Source organism: Bacillus sp. KH172YL63 (assembly GCF_011398925.1).
Lineage (GTDB): Bacteria > Bacillota > Bacilli > Bacillales > Bacillaceae_B > Rossellomorea.
The window spans coordinates 3,940,001-3,962,174 of sequence record NZ_AP022842.1 but is presented as its reverse complement, the minus strand read 5'-3'; the positions used below and the strand labels follow the sequence as shown (position 1 = coordinate 3,962,174).

Annotated in this window: 18 protein-coding genes and 8 tRNA genes (1 of these 26 only partly in view); 21 read left to right on the top strand and 5 right to left on the bottom strand. The window is 40.5% G+C overall.

Annotated features, from left to right (window positions below; genetic code table 11):
- Positions 1-198: 198 nt before the first annotated feature.
- Together KH172YL63_RS20140 and KH172YL63_RS20135 are read right to left on the bottom strand one after the other, a co-directional pair.
- A complete protein-coding gene (locus tag KH172YL63_RS20140; RefSeq protein WP_442858793.1) occupies positions 199-1,128 on the bottom strand; it encodes an LCP family glycopolymer transferase in 930 nt (309 codons plus the stop codon).
- A 480-nt stretch (positions 1,129-1,608) separates the two neighbouring features.
- Positions 1,609-2,499 (bottom strand): helix-turn-helix transcriptional regulator, encoded by an 891-nt coding sequence (locus tag KH172YL63_RS20135; RefSeq protein WP_173107747.1) that lies wholly within the window; start codon positions 2,497-2,499, stop codon positions 1,609-1,611.
- Positions 2,500-2,684: 185 nt separating this feature from the next.
- Between KH172YL63_RS20135 and KH172YL63_RS20130 the strand changes: the two genes are divergently transcribed.
- Together KH172YL63_RS20130 and KH172YL63_RS20125 are read left to right on the top strand one after the other, a co-directional pair.
- Positions 2,685-3,365 carry a hypothetical protein gene (locus KH172YL63_RS20130; protein WP_173107746.1) on the top strand — a complete coding sequence of 227 codons (681 nt, stop codon included), beginning with the start codon at positions 2,685-2,687 and terminating at the stop codon, positions 3,363-3,365.
- A gap of 219 nt (positions 3,366-3,584) precedes the next feature.
- Positions 3,585-4,358, top strand: a complete 774-nt coding sequence (locus KH172YL63_RS20125) for a transposase (RefSeq protein WP_173107745.1) — start codon at positions 3,585-3,587, stop codon at positions 4,356-4,358.
- Between the two features lie 58 nt (positions 4,359-4,416).
- Here KH172YL63_RS20125 and KH172YL63_RS20120 read toward each other — a convergent pair whose 3' ends face one another.
- Positions 4,417-4,590 (bottom strand): hypothetical protein, encoded by a 174-nt coding sequence (locus KH172YL63_RS20120; protein ID WP_197747083.1) that lies wholly within the window; start codon positions 4,588-4,590, stop codon positions 4,417-4,419.
- Between the two features lie 235 nt (positions 4,591-4,825).
- On the opposite strand from KH172YL63_RS20120, the gene KH172YL63_RS20115 reads away from it, so the two are divergent.
- Positions 4,826-5,170, top strand: a complete 345-nt coding sequence (locus KH172YL63_RS20115) for a hypothetical protein (RefSeq protein WP_173107744.1) — start codon at positions 4,826-4,828, stop codon at positions 5,168-5,170.
- A gap of 53 nt (positions 5,171-5,223) precedes the next feature.
- Complete coding sequence (locus KH172YL63_RS20110; RefSeq protein WP_173107743.1) at positions 5,224-6,312, top strand: plasmid pRiA4b ORF-3 family protein; 1,089 nt, start codon at positions 5,224-5,226, stop codon at positions 6,310-6,312.
- Between the two features lie 186 nt (positions 6,313-6,498).
- On the opposite strand, the gene KH172YL63_RS20105 is transcribed toward KH172YL63_RS20110, so the two are convergent.
- Together KH172YL63_RS20105 and KH172YL63_RS20100 are read right to left on the bottom strand one after the other, a co-directional pair.
- Entirely contained in the window at positions 6,499-6,861 is a 363-nt protein-coding gene (locus KH172YL63_RS20105; protein WP_173107742.1) for a DUF948 domain-containing protein, read from the bottom strand.
- Between the two features lie 153 nt (positions 6,862-7,014).
- Positions 7,015-8,649, bottom strand: coding sequence for a sensor domain-containing diguanylate cyclase (locus tag KH172YL63_RS20100; protein ID WP_232066067.1), 1,635 nt, complete (start codon positions 8,647-8,649; stop codon positions 7,015-7,017).
- A 620-nt stretch (positions 8,650-9,269) separates the two neighbouring features.
- Here KH172YL63_RS20100 and KH172YL63_RS20095 point away from each other — a divergent pair.
- The 17 genes from KH172YL63_RS20095 to KH172YL63_RS20015 form a co-directional block, all read left to right on the top strand.
- Positions 9,270-10,196 carry a DUF1672 family protein gene (locus KH172YL63_RS20095; RefSeq protein WP_173107740.1) on the top strand — a complete coding sequence of 309 codons (927 nt, stop codon included), beginning with the start codon at positions 9,270-9,272 and terminating at the stop codon, positions 10,194-10,196.
- A 319-nt stretch (positions 10,197-10,515) separates the two neighbouring features.
- Entirely contained in the window at positions 10,516-11,427 is a 912-nt protein-coding gene (locus KH172YL63_RS20090) for a DUF1672 family protein (RefSeq protein WP_173107739.1), read from the top strand.
- A gap of 9 nt (positions 11,428-11,436) precedes the next feature.
- A complete protein-coding gene (locus KH172YL63_RS20085; protein WP_173107738.1) occupies positions 11,437-11,721 on the top strand; it encodes a hypothetical protein in 285 nt (94 codons plus the stop codon).
- 33 nt (positions 11,722-11,754) lie between these two features.
- Positions 11,755-12,678, top strand: a complete 924-nt coding sequence (locus KH172YL63_RS20080) for a DUF1672 family protein (protein WP_173107737.1) — start codon at positions 11,755-11,757, stop codon at positions 12,676-12,678.
- 286 nt (positions 12,679-12,964) lie between these two features.
- Positions 12,965-13,879, top strand: a complete 915-nt coding sequence (locus KH172YL63_RS20075; protein WP_173107736.1) for a DUF1672 family protein — start codon at positions 12,965-12,967, stop codon at positions 13,877-13,879.
- A gap of 498 nt (positions 13,880-14,377) precedes the next feature.
- Positions 14,378-15,316: a DUF1672 family protein gene (locus tag KH172YL63_RS20070; RefSeq protein ID WP_173107735.1), complete on the top strand. Its 939-nt coding sequence runs from the start codon at positions 14,378-14,380 to the stop codon at positions 15,314-15,316.
- A gap of 14 nt (positions 15,317-15,330) precedes the next feature.
- Positions 15,331-17,433, top strand: coding sequence for an SA1320 family protein (locus KH172YL63_RS20065; RefSeq protein ID WP_173107734.1), 2,103 nt, complete (start codon positions 15,331-15,333; stop codon positions 17,431-17,433).
- A 339-nt stretch (positions 17,434-17,772) separates the two neighbouring features.
- A complete protein-coding gene (locus tag KH172YL63_RS20060; protein WP_173107733.1) occupies positions 17,773-18,096 on the top strand; it encodes a DUF2628 domain-containing protein in 324 nt (107 codons plus the stop codon).
- A 232-nt stretch (positions 18,097-18,328) separates the two neighbouring features.
- On the top strand, positions 18,329-21,148 hold the full coding sequence (locus KH172YL63_RS20055) for a S8 family serine peptidase (protein WP_173107732.1): 2,820 nt from the start codon (positions 18,329-18,331) through the stop codon (positions 21,146-21,148).
- 252 nt (positions 21,149-21,400) lie between these two features.
- A tRNA-Glu gene (locus KH172YL63_RS20050) sits at positions 21,401-21,475 on the top strand.
- Between the two features lie 33 nt (positions 21,476-21,508).
- A tRNA-Val gene (locus KH172YL63_RS20045) sits at positions 21,509-21,584 on the top strand.
- A gap of 7 nt (positions 21,585-21,591) precedes the next feature.
- A tRNA-Thr gene (locus tag KH172YL63_RS20040) sits at positions 21,592-21,667 on the top strand.
- Positions 21,668-21,679: 12 nt separating this feature from the next.
- Positions 21,680-21,755 (top strand) — tRNA-Lys (locus KH172YL63_RS20035).
- 34 nt (positions 21,756-21,789) lie between these two features.
- Positions 21,790-21,874: transfer RNA gene (locus KH172YL63_RS20030), tRNA-Leu, on the top strand.
- An 8-nt stretch (positions 21,875-21,882) separates the two neighbouring features.
- Positions 21,883-21,956, top strand: a tRNA-Gly gene (locus KH172YL63_RS20025).
- A gap of 5 nt (positions 21,957-21,961) precedes the next feature.
- Positions 21,962-22,050 (top strand) — tRNA-Leu (locus KH172YL63_RS20020).
- Between the two features lie 70 nt (positions 22,051-22,120).
- Positions 22,121-22,174, top strand: a tRNA-Arg gene (locus KH172YL63_RS20015); it runs 17 nt beyond the window's last position.

Sequence of the window (22,174 nt, the reverse complement as noted above, 5' to 3'; positions counted from 1 at the left end):
TTCATACCGACCAATCTTTATTTTTTCTTCACTGAAGTTTCCTTGTATTGGGATGAACTGCAGAATACATAGGATGTCCATTCTTAACTTTACCCCAATTTATTCAAAAAACAGACCAATATAAAGCATAGAGGTCTGTTTTAGTGATTATGGGCAATATGTTCCTATTCAAAGGGAGTCGCACAGACATGCTTTCAATCAACCATTATTCAAATTATCCTGGAGCATTTCTGTTACTTTGGTCTGTTCTTCTTCCGGGACGGTCAGGTAATAGGTTCCACCAATCAGGCCGCCTTGTCCCTTTATTTCATATTGTTCAATCTTGTTCTTGGCATTACGGTAATTTTTCTGGATATCCATCATGTCGTCGAAGGTTAGATCTGTCTTCACATTACTTCCCAAGACGTTTAGAATATCATTAAATTTGGTTACTGTTGATGCGCTCGAGGCTTTGTCTATGATGGCAGCAATGATTTGACGTTGACGATCATTCCGACCGAAATCGCCGCGGGGATCTAAATGTCTCATTCTCACATAGCCGAGTGCCTTTGGTCCGTTAAGCTGAATATCCCCCTCACGATAGTGATAGCCTTTCTTGTAATACCCTTCGTCATACCAATCAAGGTCATTATGAACGGTCACCCCACCCATTGCATCCACCAGGGAACTGAGAGCTTCCATATTCACTTTAATATAATAATCGATTGGGGTATTAGTGAAATTCTCAACCGTTTCGATAGCCATTTTGGTTCCGCCAAAGGCATACGCATGATTGATTTTGTCTGTTGTGCCGTGTCCGACAATTTCTGTCCGGGTATCACGGGGAATACTGATCATTTGCATTTTTTCCTTTTCAGGGTTCAATGTCATGACGATTAGTGCGTCTGACCGGCCCTGGTCGTTCGATCTTTCATCCACCCCCATTAATAAAAGAGAAATGGGTTCCGCGTGGGTATCTTTATCTTCAGTAATCTTAGGGGAAGCTTTTGGTTTCTCCCTGTCGATTTCTTCATGCATTTGGCTTGTAGTGTCTTTAACTGATTGATAGAGAGAGGCTGAATATATACCGGCAGCCACTATGATGACGCCTATGACGCCAACGATGATGATTCCTGCTTTTTTCATTATGATTCCTCACTTAATGTGTCAATTTTTGTCTCATAAAAGTATAGCATGGATTTCTAATTAGAGAATCAAAAATTTGGGAAAAAGGATAGGATATGTAGGGGGACTTGAGACAGATTGAAAAAGTTTGAGGGGGGAGAGGTTAGGGAAATATCTACTAAGGATAAGAGCTGATTCGCTATAATATGATAAAAATACTCATAAACTTTTTAGCGATTACGACAATGTTTTGACCAATCACTACTTATAATAAAGATACACAGTTCAATAGCTCTAATCGATAATAAACGTTAGGGGTGCTGAATCATGAAGAAAGAAGGCAACTTTATAGTAGGAATGTATTGGGGGACGGTATTGAGTGTACCGCTTTGGGTTTCATTTATTGGTTGGGTTAAGTTAGTGAAGGGATTCTTCTATTAATATATTGGTTAACATGCTCTAATGAAAAGGCCTCCCTATATACGGTGGAGGCCTTTTTTTGTACTAAGTTGGTATGGAACCAGATAATTTCTTTAATTTATCGGTAAGAAATGTAATATTGGCTGCATCATTTCTCAATTCAAACATATTCATGGCACGGTGAAAATAGTTGAGTGCTTGTTCATACTTATGATCCAGCTCATAATTATAACCGATTTGATAATTCAATTCTCCGATTCCCCATAATAATTCTTCTGAGAAGCACCATTTAATTGCTTTTTTGCAGTAAGCAGTCGATTGCGCCAATTCTCCCTTTCGTGTAAGTACCCTGGCAATATTGTAATATAATTTGGTTTTAATTGACTTGTCTTGTAATATTCCTGTTTTATGAATGGCGTTTTCCACTTGATGATAATAATGGAGGGTTGTGTCATAGTTTTTTAGGGTGAAATACACCGAGCCTTTACTTGAAAGAATTTGCATTTCACGTTCGGACATGGCTTTTTTTCGATGTGCTGTTAAATGGTAGGCTTGGTCTAAAAGGGAGAAGGCCATGTCGGGATCTTTCTTCACTTCAAACTGATAAATTCCCTTATGCCAATAGAGGAGTTGCAATTTCTCGTTATCCTTATAGAAAAGCGGGTTCTTTTCCTCGGTCTTGATCAATTCCATCATTTCCTCGTAATTTCGGAAAGTTCTTAAATCCCGTAATTGCTTCTCCACCTCTGTGATGTAATCCAAACGGGGTGTAGTTCCAATTTCAAAGAAATAATTCACATCCACACCAAGCTTAATGGCAATTTGGTATAAGGTTGTGGCACTGGGGTAAATATCTCCTTTCTCAATACGGCTGATCAGTGCTTGCGTACAGATTTCTTCAGCAAGGTCCTTCTGTGTTATGCCTACTACCTTTCTCATTTCTTTTATCTTTTTCCCTATGACTGAGTAATCCATTGTTCCACCACCAAGTTGTTATTTGATATGCCCCTTGGCTTTTATAATGAGACATCATTCAATGGGTTTCAACAAAAATATTCAAAAAATTTGACAGAGTTCCCAAAGGTTAATGGAGAGCGGAGAAAGAATTAATATTATATCGATCGTTTCTATCAAAATCTATAGATTTGAGTGATGAATTTATGAATAAACGGTTGTTGTACATCAGTCATATCTTATTTCTGTTAGGGGCCCTTATTCTTATGATTGCGGCATACTTTGTCATTCAATCGATAAGGGAGTCCTTTTACCAAAGAGCTTTCGACCAACAGTATGAGTTTAAGTCATTGGAGGAAGATGGGGAGGTATATCCTGTCCAGGTGTTTCATGGAGTGAAAATGAATACATTTCTTGAAGGGGAACCTTCCGAAAGGATTATTCTTGAAGTAAAGGATGACCCAGAAGCAGAAATGAAAGACTATGTAGTTGATCCTGATGCTAAAGGGATGAGTGCATTTGCCAATGCCATTCAATACAAAGTCATGGTGAATAAGGAAACCGGGAAGGAATCCTTTATAGTGGCCCTTCGCCTGACGCCTGAATCACAGAATTACCGTACTTACAACATAAATGAAAATGGTGTCATGAAGGTAAGTAATTTCACGATTGATCATAAGTCTAAAATGGAAACACAATGGATCAATGGTCTGTCTGAACATAAATATGGATATTACACGAATCTGCCCTATCAAAAGGGAGGGACCTTGTCTTTGACTATGCTTTCACTAATCGGGGGATTGTTTATATTGGGGGGGATAGGTGTTCGGCGGAGTGCGTTGGGGGGCAGGGAGCATGGGGACGGTTCTCTTGCTTCTGGAAGCTGAGGTGGAAGCTGAGGGACTGTTCCTCTGCTTCCTTCCAAAAACTTCCCCATAATAAGAGTAGTATGATAAATTTAACTTGCCCCCACTTCCCCCTCAGATATGACTAAAGTTGAAAAAAATCTCCCTATGTGTACCTAGGACCCAATCTTCCGACTAACATTGTTTTTTATCTGTCTGAAATCTCGAGCCTATACCAAAAGGTGAAAGGAGGTGAGATGGATGCCTCGGCAAGCTAGAACCCAAAGTAAAACAGGAGTCTATCACGTCATTGTGCGGGGAGTAAATAAACAGGAAATCTTTCACGATGATCATGACCGCATAAAATACCTTGATTTATTGAAGAGATATAAAAGCCAATCAGGTTTTCGCATGTATGCATGGTGCCTGATGGGAAACCATGTTCACTTGTTGTTGAAAGAGGAAAGTGAAGGTATTTCACTTGTGATGAAGCGGGTGGGTGTAAGCTATGCGTTCTATTACCACTCTAAATATAGAACGGCGGGTCATCTTTTCCAGGATCGGTTTAAAAGTGAACGTGTAGAGAACCAAAAGTATTTTCTGACTGTTGCTAGATATATTCATCAGAATCCAATAAAGGCAGGGATTGTCTCCCTTCCACATGAATGGAAGTGGAGCAGCTGCCTCGGCTACTATGGACAGACTGTCTATCCCCCTACCCTGCTGGACCCCAACTATCTCCTATCAATGTTTTCTCCCCATCTACCCATTGCCCGGACTGAATTCAAACAATTTAATGAAAGAAATGCTAATGATCAATGCCTGGATGAAAGTTCTGTCATAAGATTGACTGATGATGAGGCAAGAGTGGAAATTATTAAACATATTGGTTCCTATCAAATACCACAAGTGAAAAGCTTACCAAGGGAAGAAAGAATGACCATACTCAAAAACATAAAAACAATACCAGGGTTGTCGCAAAGGCAGGCTGCCAGAATACTAGGGGTTTCTCCGAGTTTGGTGTTTAAGGTTTAGTGGGAGGGGGAGCAGGGGAAGCAAGGGGACGGTTCTGCTGCTTCCTCTAAAATTCTGTTCATTTGGAAGCAAGAGAACCGTCCCCTTGCTCCCCGAGGATACTCCCGGTTATGGCGCCTTTATCTCTGACGGTGAGCACAAGGGTTGTGATATGAAGTACAAGCATGATGACTAACGGGAACCCTAAGAAACTGATGATGATAGTAGCCCCAAGCAATGGAATGCCAAGCACAGCTTCAAACGCCCCTGTCGTCCATTTTAATATTCTAGAAACAGATATGGGGATGACCTCCTTTTAATAGAAATAAATCCAGGAATATTATACCGTAATAAGTGAGTCTGTTAGATTGGTTGATTAAAAGAGCTAAGGGAATAGATCAGTGGAAGAAGTAGATAGGGTAAGGGTCGGAAATGGAGAAATCGAAGAGTTGTGAAAAGCGCGCAATGATTACTAAAGGGGATAGAGCATGAGCATTAGGCTGATCGTGGAAGAAAAAGGGATAAAAGAAAGTGACAGGGACAAGCTGGCAAGAATTCATTTTATGATTGACGGCACTGCTTTTCCCGATGAAGAGTGGGTGGATGCGAAAGAAATCCTGCATTGGTGGAGGCATACACTCAGATCATTGCAGCCCCAATCTACTTGTCTGCTTCATTTTAAAGAAGGGCCATATAAAGTGAAATGCAGCCGAGGGGATGATGAAGTGCTGGTGGAGTGTTTAAGAGAATCGCTTTCGAAAGATGTGCCGGTGTTAAAGGAGAGCATCCTTTTCCAAACATTCGTGGAGATGCTTCATCGTGCCGACATGTAAAAGAGTGGGCATGATATAATGCTGGAAATACAAAGTCTTAAAGGAGAGTCCTTATGCTAATTCAATGTACCAAAAAGCTTCTTGACGAATTGAAGGTCACGCCTGTCACAGAGGCGGAAAATGTGAATCCGTTGGTTTCCTGGCACGCCAATATTGTAAAGAACGGTAGATACAAATTTCTTGTGCTCGTGAATGACCAAAACCGGTATGCCATCGTGCTATATGGATTGAAGGCGAAGGATCGAAAGAATATTCAGGAGCTGATTGTGAGGGCAATGCGAGAAGTGTTCCGCGGTGAATCGATTTCCGACCAGGTGATTGACGAATATTTGAGTGGGGCACCAGACATCACGTTCGCCAAGACGAAGGACAGAAAGCTTGTTGCCAGGTTAAACAAAGCATGTGAATCGGTCCATTTTGCAGAAAAATATTGGGAGCCGGAATCGATTGTGCAGGTGAAGATGAGCAGGTGGATCAGTTCGCTGCTTGTTGGAGATGGAGGAAATTCTTATTTCTCTCCGAATGAAGCGATGTACAAGGCACTGGAGGAAATGACCGGCAAGCCCGTGTTCGACCGGGACGCCCTTGTCCTGAAGGTGACGCTGGATCTTCAAGGCCACTCGGTGTGGAGGAAGATCAGGGTACCGGCAAACACTACGTTCAGAGGGCTCCACACTGCCATTCAAGCAGCGTTCGGCTGGTATGACAGTCACCTCCATGATTTTACCGTTTATGAGAAGAGAAAAGACGGATCCATCACGCCGAGCCTAGAACTGGTATGCGAAGAAGAAGCCTTAACCGACGACTGCGGTTACCCGGTGAAAATGGAAACCGATTATCAGGTGAAGCCGTTCCTGTCGGAGAGGATCATCTACACCTATGACTTCGGTGATAACTGGGAGCATCTTATCGAATTGGAGGAAGTGCTCCACGACGTCAATTCCAATGATCCAATATGCCTGGACGGAGAAGGAAACGCCCCGCCTGAAGATGTAGGCTCAGAACCGGGCTATGAACAATCCCTCTCCATCATTCAAGACCCCGCCCATCCTGAACATGAAGAAATGAAGGAGTGGGGGAAGATGCAGGGATATGAGGAGTTTGATTTGAAGGAGATTAATTGGCGGATGAAGATGGGGTGAGGGGGGGAAGCGAGGGGACGGTTCCTTTGCTTCTTTTTTGTATAGGTAGCCATGGGAGCAGGAGAACCGTCCCCTTGCTTTCGTATATCTTTTTTAGTTGTTATACTGCTTTTAAAAAAGCGTGTGACTGACTCAACAAGTATTCATAAGCAAAAGAAGAGGCCTTGGTCTGGCCCCATTTTTTGCTTACTTCAACTTAATTTGCACAGGTGTGTTTTCCCTTGGGTGAATGGTTTTCCGGTTATTCTTCTGCAGGGCCGTCCTTTTCATCGAGCTTGTCACATCATGGATCATATCCCCGATATCATGGGCCGACTCAATCAAAGGGTCCACAGCTTCCATTTTTCCTTTTACATCAACGGAAATTTGATTGGCAGTATGCATCAGTTCCTCTGCTTCCTCTGTGATGCCATGAACGGCAGCCCTTGCCTCAGACAGCGTTTCCTGTGTGTCATCCAATGTCGCCATGATTTTTCGTAATGTCAAAATGAAATAGATGACAAGAATGGTAAAGGCGACAGCTGCAACGGCGGCGCTCCACTCAAGCATGAAACCAACTCCCTTCTTTTATTTACAGTTTATGAGAAGGGAGACTGAGACATGCCTACCCATGACGCTTGCTTCTAGTGCGAGGGGACGGTTCCTTTGCTTCTTTTTTGTATAGGTAGCCATGGGAGCAGGAGAACCGTCCCCCTGCTCCCCTTATACTGGCTGCAATTGATGAAACGTACACCTATTTTTCCCTTCCCTCTTAGATTCATAAAGCGCTAGATCTGCGTAGCGGATCACTTTCTGGGGATCCGGATCAGCCTGTGGCCAGGAAGCCCCGCCGATACTGCATCCGATCTGTACAATTTCCCCATCGAGTTCGAAGGGTTCGTTCAGCTTAGCGATGATTTCTCCGGATATCTCGATTTCCATTTCATGAACTTTTTCCTGTGGACCGTCGATCACGACAAGGAATTCATCTCCGCCAATCCGGAAAGGACGACTGTCATCACTCATACAGTTCCTGATTCGGTCTGCGACTTTCTTTAACAACAGGTCTCCGGCATGATGGCCGAGGGAGTCGTTGACTGCCTTGAAACCATCCAAATCCAGAAATAAAAAGGAAAGGATCACGTTTTCTTTCTTTGCTTTCAAGGTTGCTTCAGGTAAAAACAGTTCCAGGGCGATCCGGTTGGGCAGCCCCGTCAGTTTATCGTGCTGAGCCAACTCTTCCATCTTTCCAAGCTTCTGTTCGGTATGAAGCAAAGAGGTGATTAGTTCGTGAAGTGAGGAAGAAAGCATATGGATCTCTTCGATGCCTTTGATCTGCGGGATCGATACATCTTCACCGTTTCTCAATTTGATCGATGCATTGGAGATTCTCTGCAACGGCTTTGAAATGAACCCTGCCAAAAACCAGCCGATCACGGCAAACATACAGGCAATCGACGTTCCGATCCACATGATATTCTTCCGCAGATCGTGGACCGCCCCAAATGCGACATCTTCAGGCTGACGCACGAGTACGGTCCAGCCGAGCCCTTCATAGTCCAAGTATCCTTTCCCGCTATGGAACCCTGTGACATAATGTTGACCATCTGGCCACTTTTCGATCATATAATTGTTGACGCCGTCTTGCGCCGAATCGATGCTGGCAAGCGTTAATGGCTTCCCGACCATCTCCTTCGGTCCAAGAAGCACGATTTGATCTTTCCGGCTGATGATGAAGACCTGAAGCTGTTCCAATTCTTTTTGCTCCACCGAATCCAGGATGGCCTTTTCTACTTCCTTTGACCACTCCCAGCTTAAATGGGTGGCGAGGACGCCGATAAAATCCCCATTGTGATTTTCAATGGGCGTGCTGATATCGACAAATTGAATCGGTTCCCCAGTCGGGTTCGGCAGTTTATCAGCAAGTAATTTAGCATCATGGACATCACCGATGAACGTCTCCTCCAACGCTTCCTGAAAAACGGGTCTCGAAGAAATGTCTGCCCCTTCGAGAAGGTGGTCAGTCGAGCTGAGCACCGTTCCTTTTTCGTCGGTCAATCCCACCCATGAAAAGGAGGGGAATGATTCTTTTAACTTACTCAATAAATTGTAAACTTCCTCATGGTCATCAGGGTCCTTGATGACATCGAGCTGACTTAATATATCTATTTCACCTTTTCTTGCCCACATAAAACGCTCCAAATGATCAGACGTTTGAAACGCAATACTTGAAAGGGAAGAACCGATCTCTTTCTTCACTTCATTGGATGCTTGGAAGCTGATTGTATAACTTAGCGCTACTGACAGAACCAATATCAGCAGTGCAAAGCTTCCTGAGAGCAATAATCTTACACTCATACTTGTCATACCCCTTAAAAAATATATCTACATTATTATATCGACAAATTTCGCGGGGGGGTTAGAAGGGTGAATTTGGTTTTAATTTCTTTACTCTAAGGATGATGTAATACACCATTTATATTGAGGATGTTTTTTCTTATAGAAAATATCATCTAAATGAAAGGTAGATCGGGGCTTTTTTAAGGGCGAGAAGTATATATAGGGATTGGTTCACTGGTGTCTCAACAGTGGAAATTTGAAAAGTTGAGAATGTCTAGGGTAGCTGACCTTCTGTTTTTTGGGGGTGAAAAATAACGGTGCTAACTGTGGGGTGTCTTGGTATCAAATGCTTTTCTTCTCTTAGTCGGAAGCCGGCACCCGTTTGGGATTGAACTGCTTAAAAAGGTTGGGGTGATTTTGCGAATTGCCCTTTTTTACATAAATTTCTATATTTGTAGATTAGGTTTTGGATAGAGGAGGTATTTATGTAATTGTAGATTCTATTGGAGTAAGAGAATGCCTGTGAGAAGAATAGGAACTGGCAGATACTCTTATTGAAAAATGAACTGTTAATCATGTACAAATTTCTATGCGATATTAATTAAATGAACCCATCCAATTAGGAGGATCAGACATTCATGACCAGAAAAAATAAGTGGATTATATATGGAATCGGACTTTCCTTATTTCTTGGAGGATGTATGAATGTAGATAATGGTGTGGATGAGAAGAAGAATACGCAGAATGAAGTGGTAGATCAGTATGTAAGTGTGCAGGAGTATAAAGGGGAAGGCTACACATTAAAAGATGGTAAGGAAAACGGCAGAATCGCAGAAGAACATCGAGAAGAGGTTGAGAAGGCGGTAAAAGATTTTTTTCTGAATAAATATAGTACAGAAGTCAAAGTTCATAATATTGTTGGTAATGTGGATGGGGCTACAGTGTTTGTAGAGTCAACTGGCCCTCTTTCTTTCTATACTTATGCTATTGTCCCAATTGATTCGAGTGATCAGCCAATTCAATCTGTTGAGGTTTGGTCCCAAGAAGGTCAAGTAGAAAGTGCAATAACAGGTGGCTTATATAGACGATTGTTCGATAATGAATATAACCAATTAGACAGTTATATTGAGAAGATCGTAACTGAAGGAGTAGTTGTTGGAAGGACAAAAGAATCCCTTAAAAATGTAGGAGGGGATGGTTATATGACTCCTTACTATTTCATTTCAACATCACCAATTCAAGATGAGGCAATAAAACCTGTATATGAACTATATATAAAAAATCCTGATGCGGGTTTTGAGCAATTACAGGCAGCGTTTAAAAAAGAAGCATTTGACCCCAAAGATGTAAGTATATCCATCATGCTTTTCATGAAAGAAGAAGGTATGGAACCAAGTGAAAAGGTTTTTAATCAAATTATCAAAGATATAAAGGGCTCAAATGATTTTCCAAGGGGGGCATATAGTGTCTTCGTGAATGATAATAGAATTCATAAGGATTCCTTTGAGGGTGTTAAAGATAATTCCCTTGAACGAGCCTCCCCCGATGAGATCATAAAAGAATAAGGTGGTTTAATAAATGACCAGTTAACAAATTACTAGGGATAAAACAAATTCTATCGTCTATAGTGATGATAAAAACTTAGTGCAATTAGCAGGTCAAGAAGCTAAAAAAATGTAAATGAGGTTGGGTTTATTGTGGTTTTCCTACCGATTTAAATAGGGAAAAATAAATGAAGAGTGGAATTAAGATTGCTGCTTTTTTCCTGTTTTTCCTTATTGAATAATGTATTTCCTAAATGAACTGTTAATAATTTGCGGACCTTTATACAATATAAAGATAATTCTTTAAATGAACCCATCCAATTAGGAGGATCAGATATTCATGAACAGAAAAAATAAGTGGATCATATATGGAATCGGACTTTCATTATTTCTTGGAGGATGTATGAAGGTGGGTAATGGTGTGGGTGAGAAGAATACGCAGAATGAAGTGGAAGATCAGTATGTAAGTGTGCAGGAGTATAAAGGGGAAGGCTACTTTTTAAACAATGGCGATGAGAACGATAAGATTGCCGAGGCTAAAAGTGAAGAGGTGGAAAAGGCTGTTAAGGATTACTTTTTAGAGAATTACCAGCTTGAGGTTAAAGTTCATAATTTAGTAGGAAATGTAGAGGGAGTGACGGTTTTTGTGGAGTCAACTGGCCCTGTGCACTTTTATTCTTATGCCATTGTTCCAATTAATCAAGAAACAGAAGAAATTATGACTAGGAATGTGAGTACCCAGGAAGGTGAAGTGGAGCGAGGAATTCGTGAAGGATTATATAGATTGGTATTCGAGAAGGAATTTAAGAACCTTGACGCGTACTTTGAGAAGGTTGTTTCAGAAGAAGAAGTGGTAGGAAGAACCGTTGAGTCCCTTGAAAATGTTGGGGGGGCGGGTAATATGACACCTTATTACTCTATGTCATCTTTAAATAGCGATGAAGCTATAAAACCTGTATATGATTTATTCATGGAAAGCCATAAAACATCAAATGATGCATTAAAAGAAGTGTATGATGGTGAATCGTTTAATCCTAATCACTTAAGAATTAATATTATGCTTTTTATGAAAGAAAAAAACGCAGAACCAAGTGAAAAGGTTATGAACCGTGTAGTAAGTGATATTGAGCAAATGAGCGCTCTACCGAAAGGGACATATAGAGTGGCAGTAAGTGATAACGGGGTCCATAAGGAATCATTCGAAGGGTTCAAAGATAATTCAATTGAACAGGAAATTATTCGTAACGAATAGGTGGTTAATATGAATAAAATAGAGAAGCCTGTGATAGAAGCTAAAGACATAGCAAATGTAAACCAAGTTGAAATGGACAGGGATTTAGTTGAATTAGCAGGATTAGTAGCTTACCAGAAGCTATCGAGGCATAAAGTTGTTGAGGTAAATGGACATGATTATGAGGTGAAAGACACCTTGTATCAAGATCCAACTGGACTAGATGCTTTAACTGTTGAAAACCTAAATACAAAAGAAATTTCAGTCATTTTTGTGGGCACAGATGCAGGCGCTGTAATAGAGATAATTCTTTAAATGAACCCATCCAATCAGGAGGATTAGACATTCATGAACAGAAAAAATAAGTGGATCATATATGGAATCGGACTTTCATTATTACTTGGCGGATGTATGAATATGGGTAATGGTGTGGATGAGAAGAAGAATTCGCAGAATGCAGGGGATCAAAGCGATCGTTTAGCAAGTGTTCAGGAATATAATGGGGAAGGATTTTCTTTAAAAAATGGCCAAGAAAATGACAAAATTGCAGAAAAGAACCGTGAAGAAGTGGAAAAGGCTGTGAAAGGTTTTTTCTTAGAACAATATAAAACGGATGTCGAAGTTCATAATATTGTAGGTAATGTTGATGGAGCTAGTGTATTTGTTGAGTCGATTGGTAGGCCAAATTTCCATACCTATGCAGTAGTACCCATAGACCAAAAAGAGAAAAAGATCCTCACTGACCAGGTTTATTCATTAGAAGGAGAGGTGGAAAATGCCATTTCTTCTGGGGTTTATGGGTTGATATATGAAGATGAGTTCAATGAGTTGAATAGGGTATTGGAAGAGGTCATAAAAGATTATCCATATACCGGGGAATCCATTCAAGCAATTAATCATACTAAATCATTCGGATTTGGAAATGAATACTATTTTGTTTCACTTTTTGATATGGAATTATCAGAGCAAATCGTTGAACTTTATTTAGAAAATCCTAACACTACGAGGGAAGAGTACAAGGAATTGAATTTAGAGAAATTAAGCCCTGAGTCAATAAATATTACGATTCAACTTTTTAAGAACAAAAAAGGTTCAAATCCGACCACCGAAGAACTAGATGAAATTGCGAAAGTTATTGAAAATGCGGAAGGGCTAACTTATGGGGCCTATAATCTTCTTCTGCATGACAATATGATTGGTGAAGTTACGGGGAGCGGAGATAAAGATACTACTATTGAAAGGGCAGACCCGGATTATATTATAAAAAAATAAATAGTCACTGGCCTAGATGCATTTACAGTTTGAAATGATTCCCCAAGCGAAATTACAATAGTGTATGTTGGTACAAACGCAATAGCTGAAAATGGAAAGTGAGACATACTAGGAATCGACCAAATATGATTTTCTCTTGGGACTCTCATTGTCTTGAATTTGTATTTACATATCTCGTTTGTTCTCCTAATTGAATTTCCCTGAATAAACTGTTAATATTTTACAAGTTTTTAATATAAAGATAATTCTTTAAACGAACCCATCCCATTAGGAGGATCAGACATTCATGAACAGAAAAAATAAGTGGATCATATATGGAATCGGACTTTCATTATTTCTTGGAGGATGTATGAATCTGGGTAATGGTGTGGATGAAAAGAAGAATAGGCAGGATGCAGTGGAAAATCAGTATGTAAGTGTGCAGGAGTATAAAGGGGAAGGCTATTTTCTAAATAATGGCGATGAGAACGATAAGATTGCTGAGGAAAAAAGTGATGAAGTGGAAAAAGCGGTTAAGGATTTCTTTTTAGATAAATATAAGATTGAGGTTCAAGTTCATAATCTAGTAGGGAATGTGGATGGAGTGACGGTACTTGTTGAATCGACTGGGCCTGTACACTTTTATTCTTATGCCATTGTTCCGATCAATCAGAAAACGAAAGAAATTAAATCTGAAGAGGTAAGGTCTCAAGAAGATGCTGTGGAAGAAGGGATCCGAGAAGGTTTGTATCATCTGATTTTCGCAGAAGAATTTAAGAATCTGGATAATTACCTTAAGGGAATAGTATCTGAAAAAGAGGTTGTGGGAAGAACTGTTGAATCGCTACAGAATGTTGGTGGATCAGGATTCATGACACCAAATTATACTATTACATCTTTTTATGGTGATGAGGCAATACAGCCAGTGTTTGATTTATATATGAGAAATCCTAATACCAAAATAGAAGACCTAAAAAGTGCATTCAATAAAGAATCATTTAATGAAGAATACCTAGACATTAACATTATTTTATTTATGAAGGAAGAGAAGGTGTCTCCAAGTAAAAGCATTCTAGAAAAAATTTCAATTGATATAGAAAGTATGGAGTTAATTCCTAAGGGGACTTATCAAATCATTATCAATGACAATGGAGTACACAAAGAAACATTCGAGGGATATAAGGATAATTCGATTAGGACGGAAGTAATCAAATCTAAATAAAGGTGATATTAGACATGACGAAATTACAAAAACATAACAGCCATGAAATATAATGCACCTGGCCGGTGAGCATGAATTAAATGGAACAGACAAGATTCAAAACAATATGAACGGAAGGGAGCACTTGGTCCCGCCCTTTCTCAATCAGAAATAGAAATATACAAATTGTTTATATAAATATAAAAGTGCTTTCTTGAAAATGCTAGGGAATTCCCATTTGGACTAATGACTCGATCTTTAACCATCTAATTTAAATAGGTTATAATTTGAATAATTGGGGTAATTATACAGGTGTGTGAGTCTGAAGGCATGGGTTAACCTTACCGATTTAAATAGGATAAAAGAAACGAAGAATGAGATTGTGGGTGCTGCTTTTTTCCTGTTTTCCCTAATTGAATAATGGATTTACCGAATAAACTGTTAATACTTTACAGATTTTTATACAATATAAAGATAATTCTTTAAATGAACCCATCCAATTAGGAGGATCAGACATTCATGAACAGAAAAAATAAGTGGATCATATACGGAATCGGACTTTCATTATTTCTTGGAGGATGTATGAATATGAATAATGCGAATGGTAATGGTGTAGATGAGAAAGAGAGCACTGAAAAACAAGTTGTAAATCAGTATGTAAGCGTGCAGGAATACAACGGGGAAGGATACACCCTTAAGAACGGGGAAGAAACAGACAAAATTGCTGAAGAGAATCGTGAAGAAGTAGAAAAGGCGGTTAAAGATTTTTTCTTGAAAGAATATAAGACTGATGTAAAGGTTCATAATATTGTGGGCAATGTAGACGGAGCGACAGTGTTTGTGGAATCAACTAATCCGCTACATTTTTATACGTATGCCATTGTTCCAATTGATCAATCAAATAAAAAAATCCTGTCCGACCGTGTGTTTTCTCAAGAAGGACAGGTGGAAAGTGCCATAACAGAAGGCTTATACAGGAATATATTTAAAGACGAGTTTGATCGGTTGGATGAATATTTAAAGGAGGTAATCAATGACGAACCTGTTACGGGGAGAACCGTTGATTCCCTTCAAAATGTTGGTGGATCTGGTTATATGACACCTTATTACTTTTTATCTTCTTCCGTTTCAAATGATGAAGCAATTAAACCAGTTTATGAGCTATATATGGAAAATCCTCATGTTAGTAAAGAAAAACTAAGGGCTGCTTACAATGAACAAGTATTTAATCCAACTTATTTTGAGGTAGTCATTAATTTATTTATGAAAAATAAAGAAACTGACCCGGATGAAAAAGTATTTAATAGAGTTGTAAACGATATTGAAAGCATGGATGATATACCAAAAGGAACATACAGTATTTTCGTCAATGACAATACAGTCCTCAAACAGTCGTTTGAAGGGGTAAAAGAAAATTCGCTAGAAAAAACGACCCCAAATGAAATTATTAAAGAGTAAGGGGGTATGACTTAATGAGTAGTCCAAACAGTCAAATCGGAGTCACAGCAGTAAATAATGATAAGAATTTAGTTGAACTAGCAGGATTACACGCTTATAAGGGTGCCCCTACGCGAGAAATTTTAACTGTAAATGGAATAGATTATTTGGTATTAGATACAGTATATGGAGACATCACGGGCTTGGATGCAATGACGGTTATTAATCAGAAGTCAAGGGAAATTTCTATAATCTATGTAGGAACGGATGCAGCAGCCGACAACGGAAAGCAAGACCTTTTAACCGATGCTCAACTACTTAGTGACCTTTCCCTTCCCCAACTGAAAGCAGCCCAAGAGTACTATAATAAGATGAACCAAAAATATGAATCTATTGGAGGAGTAAAATCCGTTGCGGGAAATTCTCTAGGTGGGCCATTGGCCAATTCTGTCGCCATTACCCATCCAGAAGTGAAATCTGTCACGCTTAACCCTGCCCTCCTCCCAAAAGGGATGGTGGATCCCAACAAAAACTACGACAACATCACCAACTACTTCACCAACTATGATGTCCTGACAGGCACGCTCATCGCCCTGAATCTCGATTCACGCATCCCTGGTAAGAGATATGATATTTCAACAGGTATACCAGAGACTGGTGAAGGATTTAACATTCTGAAAAACAACCATACCGGTTATATCGAGGGTGGAAAGTATGAAATTGGTCAGCCTGATTCCCCAGGTCATGGCTACATCTATGACGAAGCCGATGCCCACATCATGACAAGCATTTGGACCGGAGAACCTCTTTATGGCGGCCATTCAGAAAGAATCGAAATCAATCGTGACAATCTCAATCTATTGGCTGAAGCCATGGGAGGGGATGTGTTGTCGAGGTTGAAACATGCTCAGGAATATTTGACCCATTCAGAAGATATTGCGAGGCACGAAGGTGACCGCTATTCTGAACGTTTAAGCCGGCTGCAGATGATCTTTGAGGATTCCTTCGAACATATGATTGGGAATCCCTTGTTTATCGGTATTACGACAACCAGTCACCGGTTGACCTCAGAAATCGACCACCTTATTTCTCTCGTCAATATGGCTGAAAATGCCAGCCGGTCTCTTAATGGCGTGCTGAACTCCCCGCCTGTCGAATTGGTAGAACACTTATTCAACAGAAGCATCAGTGTTGAGAGTGTTTTCGGGCAGGCTCGGAGTCAATTAGTGGCGTTCAAAGATGAAATTGCAAATCTGACCGGCTTCCTTCAGAAGATCATCCATAAAGAAATTCCAGAGCTGTTTAGTGGAGGGAAGGAGACGCTTGAGGATGTTCTGGTAAACGACATACTCGCACACTATAAGATTATCAACCATAATACGGCGAAGCTGAATAGTAACATTGCAGAGTTTCAAAATCAGGTCTCGCAATTAGGAGAGAACTTTAGAGCGCGTGATGCCTCCTTAAGTGCCAGTATTTCATCAGGGGCAGCGGTCCAGCATCATGTTGTGATGCCGAAGAAAAACGAATATATCCTTCAAACCTCTGATCATATGCTTATAGGGATGAAGGTGAAGGATGTAATATTGGAAGGATCGTTTGAAGGTTTCAAAGGAGTTTCACACCGTTTGCTGCTTCCGTTGCTAGGTGGGTTGACCGGGCTTGCATTCGCCATTGAGAATACGCTGGAATTGATATCAGCACAAATCAAAGGTGCGATGAACATTGCATTAAGTGGTACGCTTCCTGGAAAGCTTCTCGGTATCTTCTCAGACTTCGATGATAAAATCCGTTCATACGTATCTTCTGCATTGGAGCCGATTGACGAACTGGCAGCCACCATTGAAGGACTCAGAGATGGATTAACCAGGTTGACCGTCGGGTTCCCTTCGTTACTGGAGAGCTTCAAGCCCTACATAGATTCAGCCATCTTTGATCAAACAGGCTACGCCAATATCCACCTTTACAATGTATCAGCGAAGGCCATCCATGAAGAGATGGAGCTGCTCTTTGATGATATCGTCTACCAGCTCAGCCATCACAAAGGGAAGTCCATTGAAGCTTTGTGTGAGATATCAAAACGGCTAAAAAATAACATGATTCAACTGCGTCAACAAGTGGATCGTGTCACTCTTTGAGGAACAGGTCCTGCACTTGTTCCTCTTTTTATTGCCATTAATCAAGACAACCCTATGTCAGATATGAAGTTTTTTCAAGGGGGTGGGGGAACTCATGCCCCAATGTATCAAGTACTCAGCGAAGTTTTATTGCTACTATATATTCGTTAGTTAGTGAGGGACATTATCATTGATTGTGTAGGTGGTTAGACTTGTGCTGGAGGGGCGAACAGAAGAGTGATAATGGAAAGTACTGAATTGATTAAAATACATATAAATGAACTGTTTTGTAATAATTTATATCATTTTCCAAAGTTTGTAGTATAATCTATTCGTACTATGATAATAGGAGGTGTAAATATGAAAGTGAAATTGAAGAATGAAGCAGGTGTCACCAAGGAAGTAAAAGTTGGATTCAGTTGGACTACGTTCTTTTTTGGATTCTTTCCTGCCCTCATTAGAGGAGATTTAAAGTGGGCTGTAATTATGTTCATTATAGCTAGTGTAGTAGGATTCTTTACATTTGGCTTTGGAGCATGGATTCCGGGTATTATTTTTTCATTTGTATATAATAAAATCTATATTAAAGAGTTACTTGAGAAGGGTTACCGTCCTGCTGATGAGAAGGCGCAGAGCGAACTTCAATCCCGAGGGATTATCACTGCTTTTCCTCAGGCAATCTAAGTGAAATGGCTGATTATTGTAGATAATCGGCCATTTTTATTCTCGAATCTCAGATTACGAATGTTTAATAAATTCAACCGGCATTCGGTTGTTTTTTTATTAGCGAAATACCCTGCTTTATTGTCTAATAATGTGTAATAGATTGATAAAAAGGTAGGCTATGAGTACGGTGAGAATATACCTAAAAATGGATAATTGATAAAATGGGAGTTATAAAGGGGTTTGATTGTTAATGAGAAAAATCTTTGCTTGGGTGATGATATTGGTGTTAGCCATTTTGCCTTTGTATTCTCCAACCGTTGCGGAAGCAAAAGGTCCTTTGGAAGATACAGCGAATGAATTGCCGGAGCGAGTTATTGTAAAGTTTAAAGAGTCTGCCGTAAGTGGGGATAATCTGTTGGGGAATTCAGAAGGAAAGAGTCAGCCCTTTAGTACAGTGGATGTACCTGATGGTCAAAAGGCAGAAGACTTTATAAAAAGTTTGGAGCATAATCCCAATGTAGAATACGCAGAGACTGATGAACTAGTGGAGTTAGAATATACACCGAGTGACCCTTATTACAGTCTTCAATGGTACCAAGGTGTGATTGAGGCCGAAAGAAGCTGGGATCAGACGATTGGCTCATCGGATGTGGTAGTTGCGGTGATTGATAATGGGATTGATTTGTATCACAGAGATTTGAATCAACATATCGTTTCACCTTATGATACTGTTCATGACAGTCCTTATACACTCTCCAGTGGAGACCACGGCACCCACGTAGCAGGGATCATCGGAAGCTCCATGGATAACGGTGTAGGAGCGGTAGGGATTGCCCCATCAACAAGTATCATGCCCATTGATGTATTCACTACTGAGTATGCATATATTTCTGATGTGATTGAAGGGATCTATTACGCTGTAGATAAAGGGGCAGATATTATTAATATGAGTTTAGGGAGTTATTCGTATAGCAGTTCATATAATGAAGCGATCCAATATGCACACAATAACGGTGTTCTAGTGATTGCAGCAGCTGGTAACGATAACTTGGGTATCCCCCACTATCCTTCCTCATATCCCAATGTTATTTCAGTGGCATCCACCAATGAATATGATAATAAATCGACTTTTTCCAATTATGGTGATGATATCGACATTTCGGCACCGGGTTCAAGAATATACTCAACCTTTTCCAACTCTGATTACGGATATATGAGTGGTACTTCTATGGCATCGCCTGTTGTGGCAGGAGTGGCTGCCCTTTTGATGGCGAATGATCCGTCGATAACAAATGATGAGATAGCGGAACGTCTGTATGAAAGTGCTGATGATCTGGGGGAGACTGGTAAAGATATTTATTATGGCCATGGAAGGGTAAATGCCAGAAAGGCACTGAAGCTGGAATATCCCCTTATCCCTCCTCGCGTCTCAGATGTATATGATTATTCTGAAAATGTGAGCGGAACGGTTGAGAGTAAAGTACAAAGTTATATTGAAGTATCGGTTTATGGTGAAGTGATTGGCAGTGGGTATGCTAGTAATGGGTATTTTAAAATACCGATACCTAGGCAATCAGCAGGTACTTTGATAGTGGTGACTATGAACTTGGATGGAAGGTCCATAGAAACAGTTGCAAATGTAAGGGATGGAACACCTCCGCCGATTCCAACAGTAAATGAGGTAGCGGATCGTGACACAACCGTAAAGGGGAAAAGTGAAAATGAAGCTAATATTAAAGTGAAGTCAGGAACTAAACTGATCGGTTCGGGAATCAGTTCAGCGAATGGTTCATTCTCCGTGCAAATTCCTAAGCAATCAGCTGGTACAGAATTAAAAGTTTTTGCAACGGACCAGGCTGGGAACGAAAGCGAATCAGTTATTCTTACAGTGAAAGATAAAACCGCCCCTTCTCAACCGATTGTCCATTCAGTAGGTGTACACTCAACTGTAATCACAGGAGAAACAGAAGCGGAAGCCATGGTATATGCTAAAATTGGCTCAACCGATATAGGGCAGGCATTTGCAGATCTTTCAGGAGAATTTTTGATTCACATTGATTCTTTGAAACCAGCAACCGAGGTAAGTATCGTTGCAGTAGATCAGGCAGGCAACCAAAGTTCTTCGACAAAAGTACAAGTTCAAAGACAAGCGCCGCTACTAAAAAGATTAATAGGAAATACCAGGTATTCCACTGCTGTTGAAGTTTCAACGAGAGGGTGGGATGCTTCACACACTGTATATTTAGTGAATGGCAGCGCGATAGCCGACGGGTTGACCGCCACGCCATTGGCAGCCGCCAATGACGCTCCTATTTTACTCACTACAAAAGATAAACTTCCTTTAGAGACAGTTTCTGAATTAAAAAGACTGGGCACGAAGAAAATTGTACTGGTCGGGGGAAGTAGTATTATCTCTAAAGAAGTAAAAGCTTCGCTAATGAAAAAAGGATATGACGTATCTCGGATTGGCGGGAGGGACCGTTACGAAACCTCGTTGCTTCTAGCCAAAGAGCTTGATAAAGTCAAAGATGTGAATGAGGTTTATCTGGCTTATGGAAAAGGAGAGCCCGACGCATTATCCATTGCTGCCTATTCAGGGGTGAAGAAACAACCGATTATCTTAGTGGATAAAAAAACTGTCCCACAAGAAACGTACGATTGGTTGAAGACTGAAGGCATGTCTACAGCATTTTTCATTGGAGGTGCATCGGTTCTAGGACAGAACATCATTGATTCATTTAATGACATTACTGCTACAAACGTCTCGAAGAACAGAATCAGTGGCAAGACGCGTCTCGAAACGAATGCTAAGGTCATAGAAAGGTTTTATAAAGATGACCATTATCAAACAGTCCTGATAGCCAAGTCAGAAACTATGAAACTGGTCGACGCCCTTTCTGCAGGTCCACTCGCCTCTAAATGGGGCGTACCGGTATTATTGCTATCTCAAGAAGGTTTAGATCAGTCTCAAATAAATACTATTGCTGATAAATCTTCATTTCACGTACATCAAGTCGGTGGTGGGATGAAAGGTTCAGTGGTAAATGAGGTATTAAATTATCTGCAGTAAAAATTTTATATGTTGGATTTGAAAGCTTGAGGAATCATTTCTCAAGTTTTTTTATTGGAAAGACCTAAAATACTTCATTAATAAAAAACGAAGAGCATACCAAATAAGTTATTGCGGAGAACAGTATTTATATGGTATCTTTTTTTCTGGAAAACTTAAAAGCCAATGCTAAAAAATATATAATTTAGAAGTTGACTTCTACGAAATCAGATGATATATTAATACTTGTCCAAAACGGACATGACAATAAACGGCCCATTGGTCAAGCGGTTAAGACACCGCCCTTTCACGGCGGTAACACGGGTTCGAATCCCGTATGGGTCACCATTTTTCTTTTGTGTAGAGAACAATGCAATAAACGGAGGATTAGCTCAGCTGGGAGAGCATCTGCCTTACAAGCAGAGGGTCGGCGGTTCGATCCCGTCATCCTCCACCATTCACTTGCCGGTGTAGCTCAACTGGTAGAGCAACTGACTTGTAATCAGTAGGTTGGGGGTTCAAGTCCTCTTGCCGGCACCATTTTGTTTTTGAGAGCCATTAGCTCAGTTGGTAGAGCATCTGACTTTTAATCAGAGGGTCGAAGGTTCGAATCCTTCATGGCTCACCATTATTTTTTATGTAAGTTCAATGACTTACAATTTGCGGGTGTGGCGGAATTGGCAGACGCACCAGACTTAGGATCTGGCGCCGCGAGGCGTGGGGGTTCAAGTCCCTTCACCCGCACCATTTGTTTTGCGGAAGTAGTTCAGTGGTAGAACACCACCTTGCCAAGGTGGGGTCGCGGGTTCGAATCCCGTCTTCCGCTCCATATTAGCCGGGGTGGCGGAACTGGCAGACGCACAGGACTTAAAATCCTGCGGTAGGTGACTACCGTACCGGTTCGATTCCGGTCCTCGGCACCATAGATTTTTGCACAAGCAAAATATCTTTCCATAAGGTGCTTTAAAAGGAACAAAACAACAATTACATCTTGCGCCCGTAGCTCAATTGGATAGAGCGTTTGACTACGGATCAAAAGGTTAGGGT

Bases quoted from the DNA above. Each gene is read 5' to 3' on its own strand.
- KH172YL63_RS20055 (WP_173107732.1), top strand. From the start codon at position 18,329: ATGAGAAAAATCTTTGCTTGGGTGATGATATTGGTGTTAGCCATTTTG.
- KH172YL63_RS20065 (WP_173107734.1), top strand. From the start codon at position 15,331: ATGAGTAGTCCAAACAGTCAAATCGGAGTCACAGCAGTAAATAATGAT.
- KH172YL63_RS20130 (WP_173107746.1), top strand. From the start codon at position 2,685: ATGAATAAACGGTTGTTGTACATCAGTCATATCTTATTTCTGTTAGGG.
- KH172YL63_RS20125 (WP_173107745.1), top strand. From the start codon at position 3,585: ATGCCTCGGCAAGCTAGAACCCAAAGTAAAACAGGAGTCTATCACGTC.
- KH172YL63_RS20100 (WP_232066067.1), bottom strand. From the start codon at position 8,649: ATGAGTGTAAGATTATTGCTCTCAGGAAGCTTTGCACTGCTGATATTG.
- KH172YL63_RS20085 (WP_173107738.1), top strand. From the start codon at position 11,437: ATGAATAAAATAGAGAAGCCTGTGATAGAAGCTAAAGACATAGCAAAT.
- KH172YL63_RS20080 (WP_173107737.1), top strand. From the start codon at position 11,755: ATGAACAGAAAAAATAAGTGGATCATATATGGAATCGGACTTTCATTA.
- KH172YL63_RS20110 (WP_173107743.1), top strand. From the start codon at position 5,224: ATGCTAATTCAATGTACCAAAAAGCTTCTTGACGAATTGAAGGTCACG.
- KH172YL63_RS20060 (WP_173107733.1), top strand. From the start codon at position 17,773: ATGAAAGTGAAATTGAAGAATGAAGCAGGTGTCACCAAGGAAGTAAAA.
- KH172YL63_RS20115 (WP_173107744.1), top strand. From the start codon at position 4,826: ATGAGCATTAGGCTGATCGTGGAAGAAAAAGGGATAAAAGAAAGTGAC.
- KH172YL63_RS20070 (WP_173107735.1), top strand. From the start codon at position 14,378: ATGAACAGAAAAAATAAGTGGATCATATACGGAATCGGACTTTCATTA.
- KH172YL63_RS20095 (WP_173107740.1), top strand. From the start codon at position 9,270: ATGACCAGAAAAAATAAGTGGATTATATATGGAATCGGACTTTCCTTA.
- KH172YL63_RS20105 (WP_173107742.1), bottom strand. From the start codon at position 6,861: ATGCTTGAGTGGAGCGCCGCCGTTGCAGCTGTCGCCTTTACCATTCTT.
- KH172YL63_RS20135 (WP_173107747.1), bottom strand. From the start codon at position 2,499: ATGGATTACTCAGTCATAGGGAAAAAGATAAAAGAAATGAGAAAGGTA.
- KH172YL63_RS20075 (WP_173107736.1), top strand. From the start codon at position 12,965: ATGAACAGAAAAAATAAGTGGATCATATATGGAATCGGACTTTCATTA.
- KH172YL63_RS20090 (WP_173107739.1), top strand. From the start codon at position 10,516: ATGAACAGAAAAAATAAGTGGATCATATATGGAATCGGACTTTCATTA.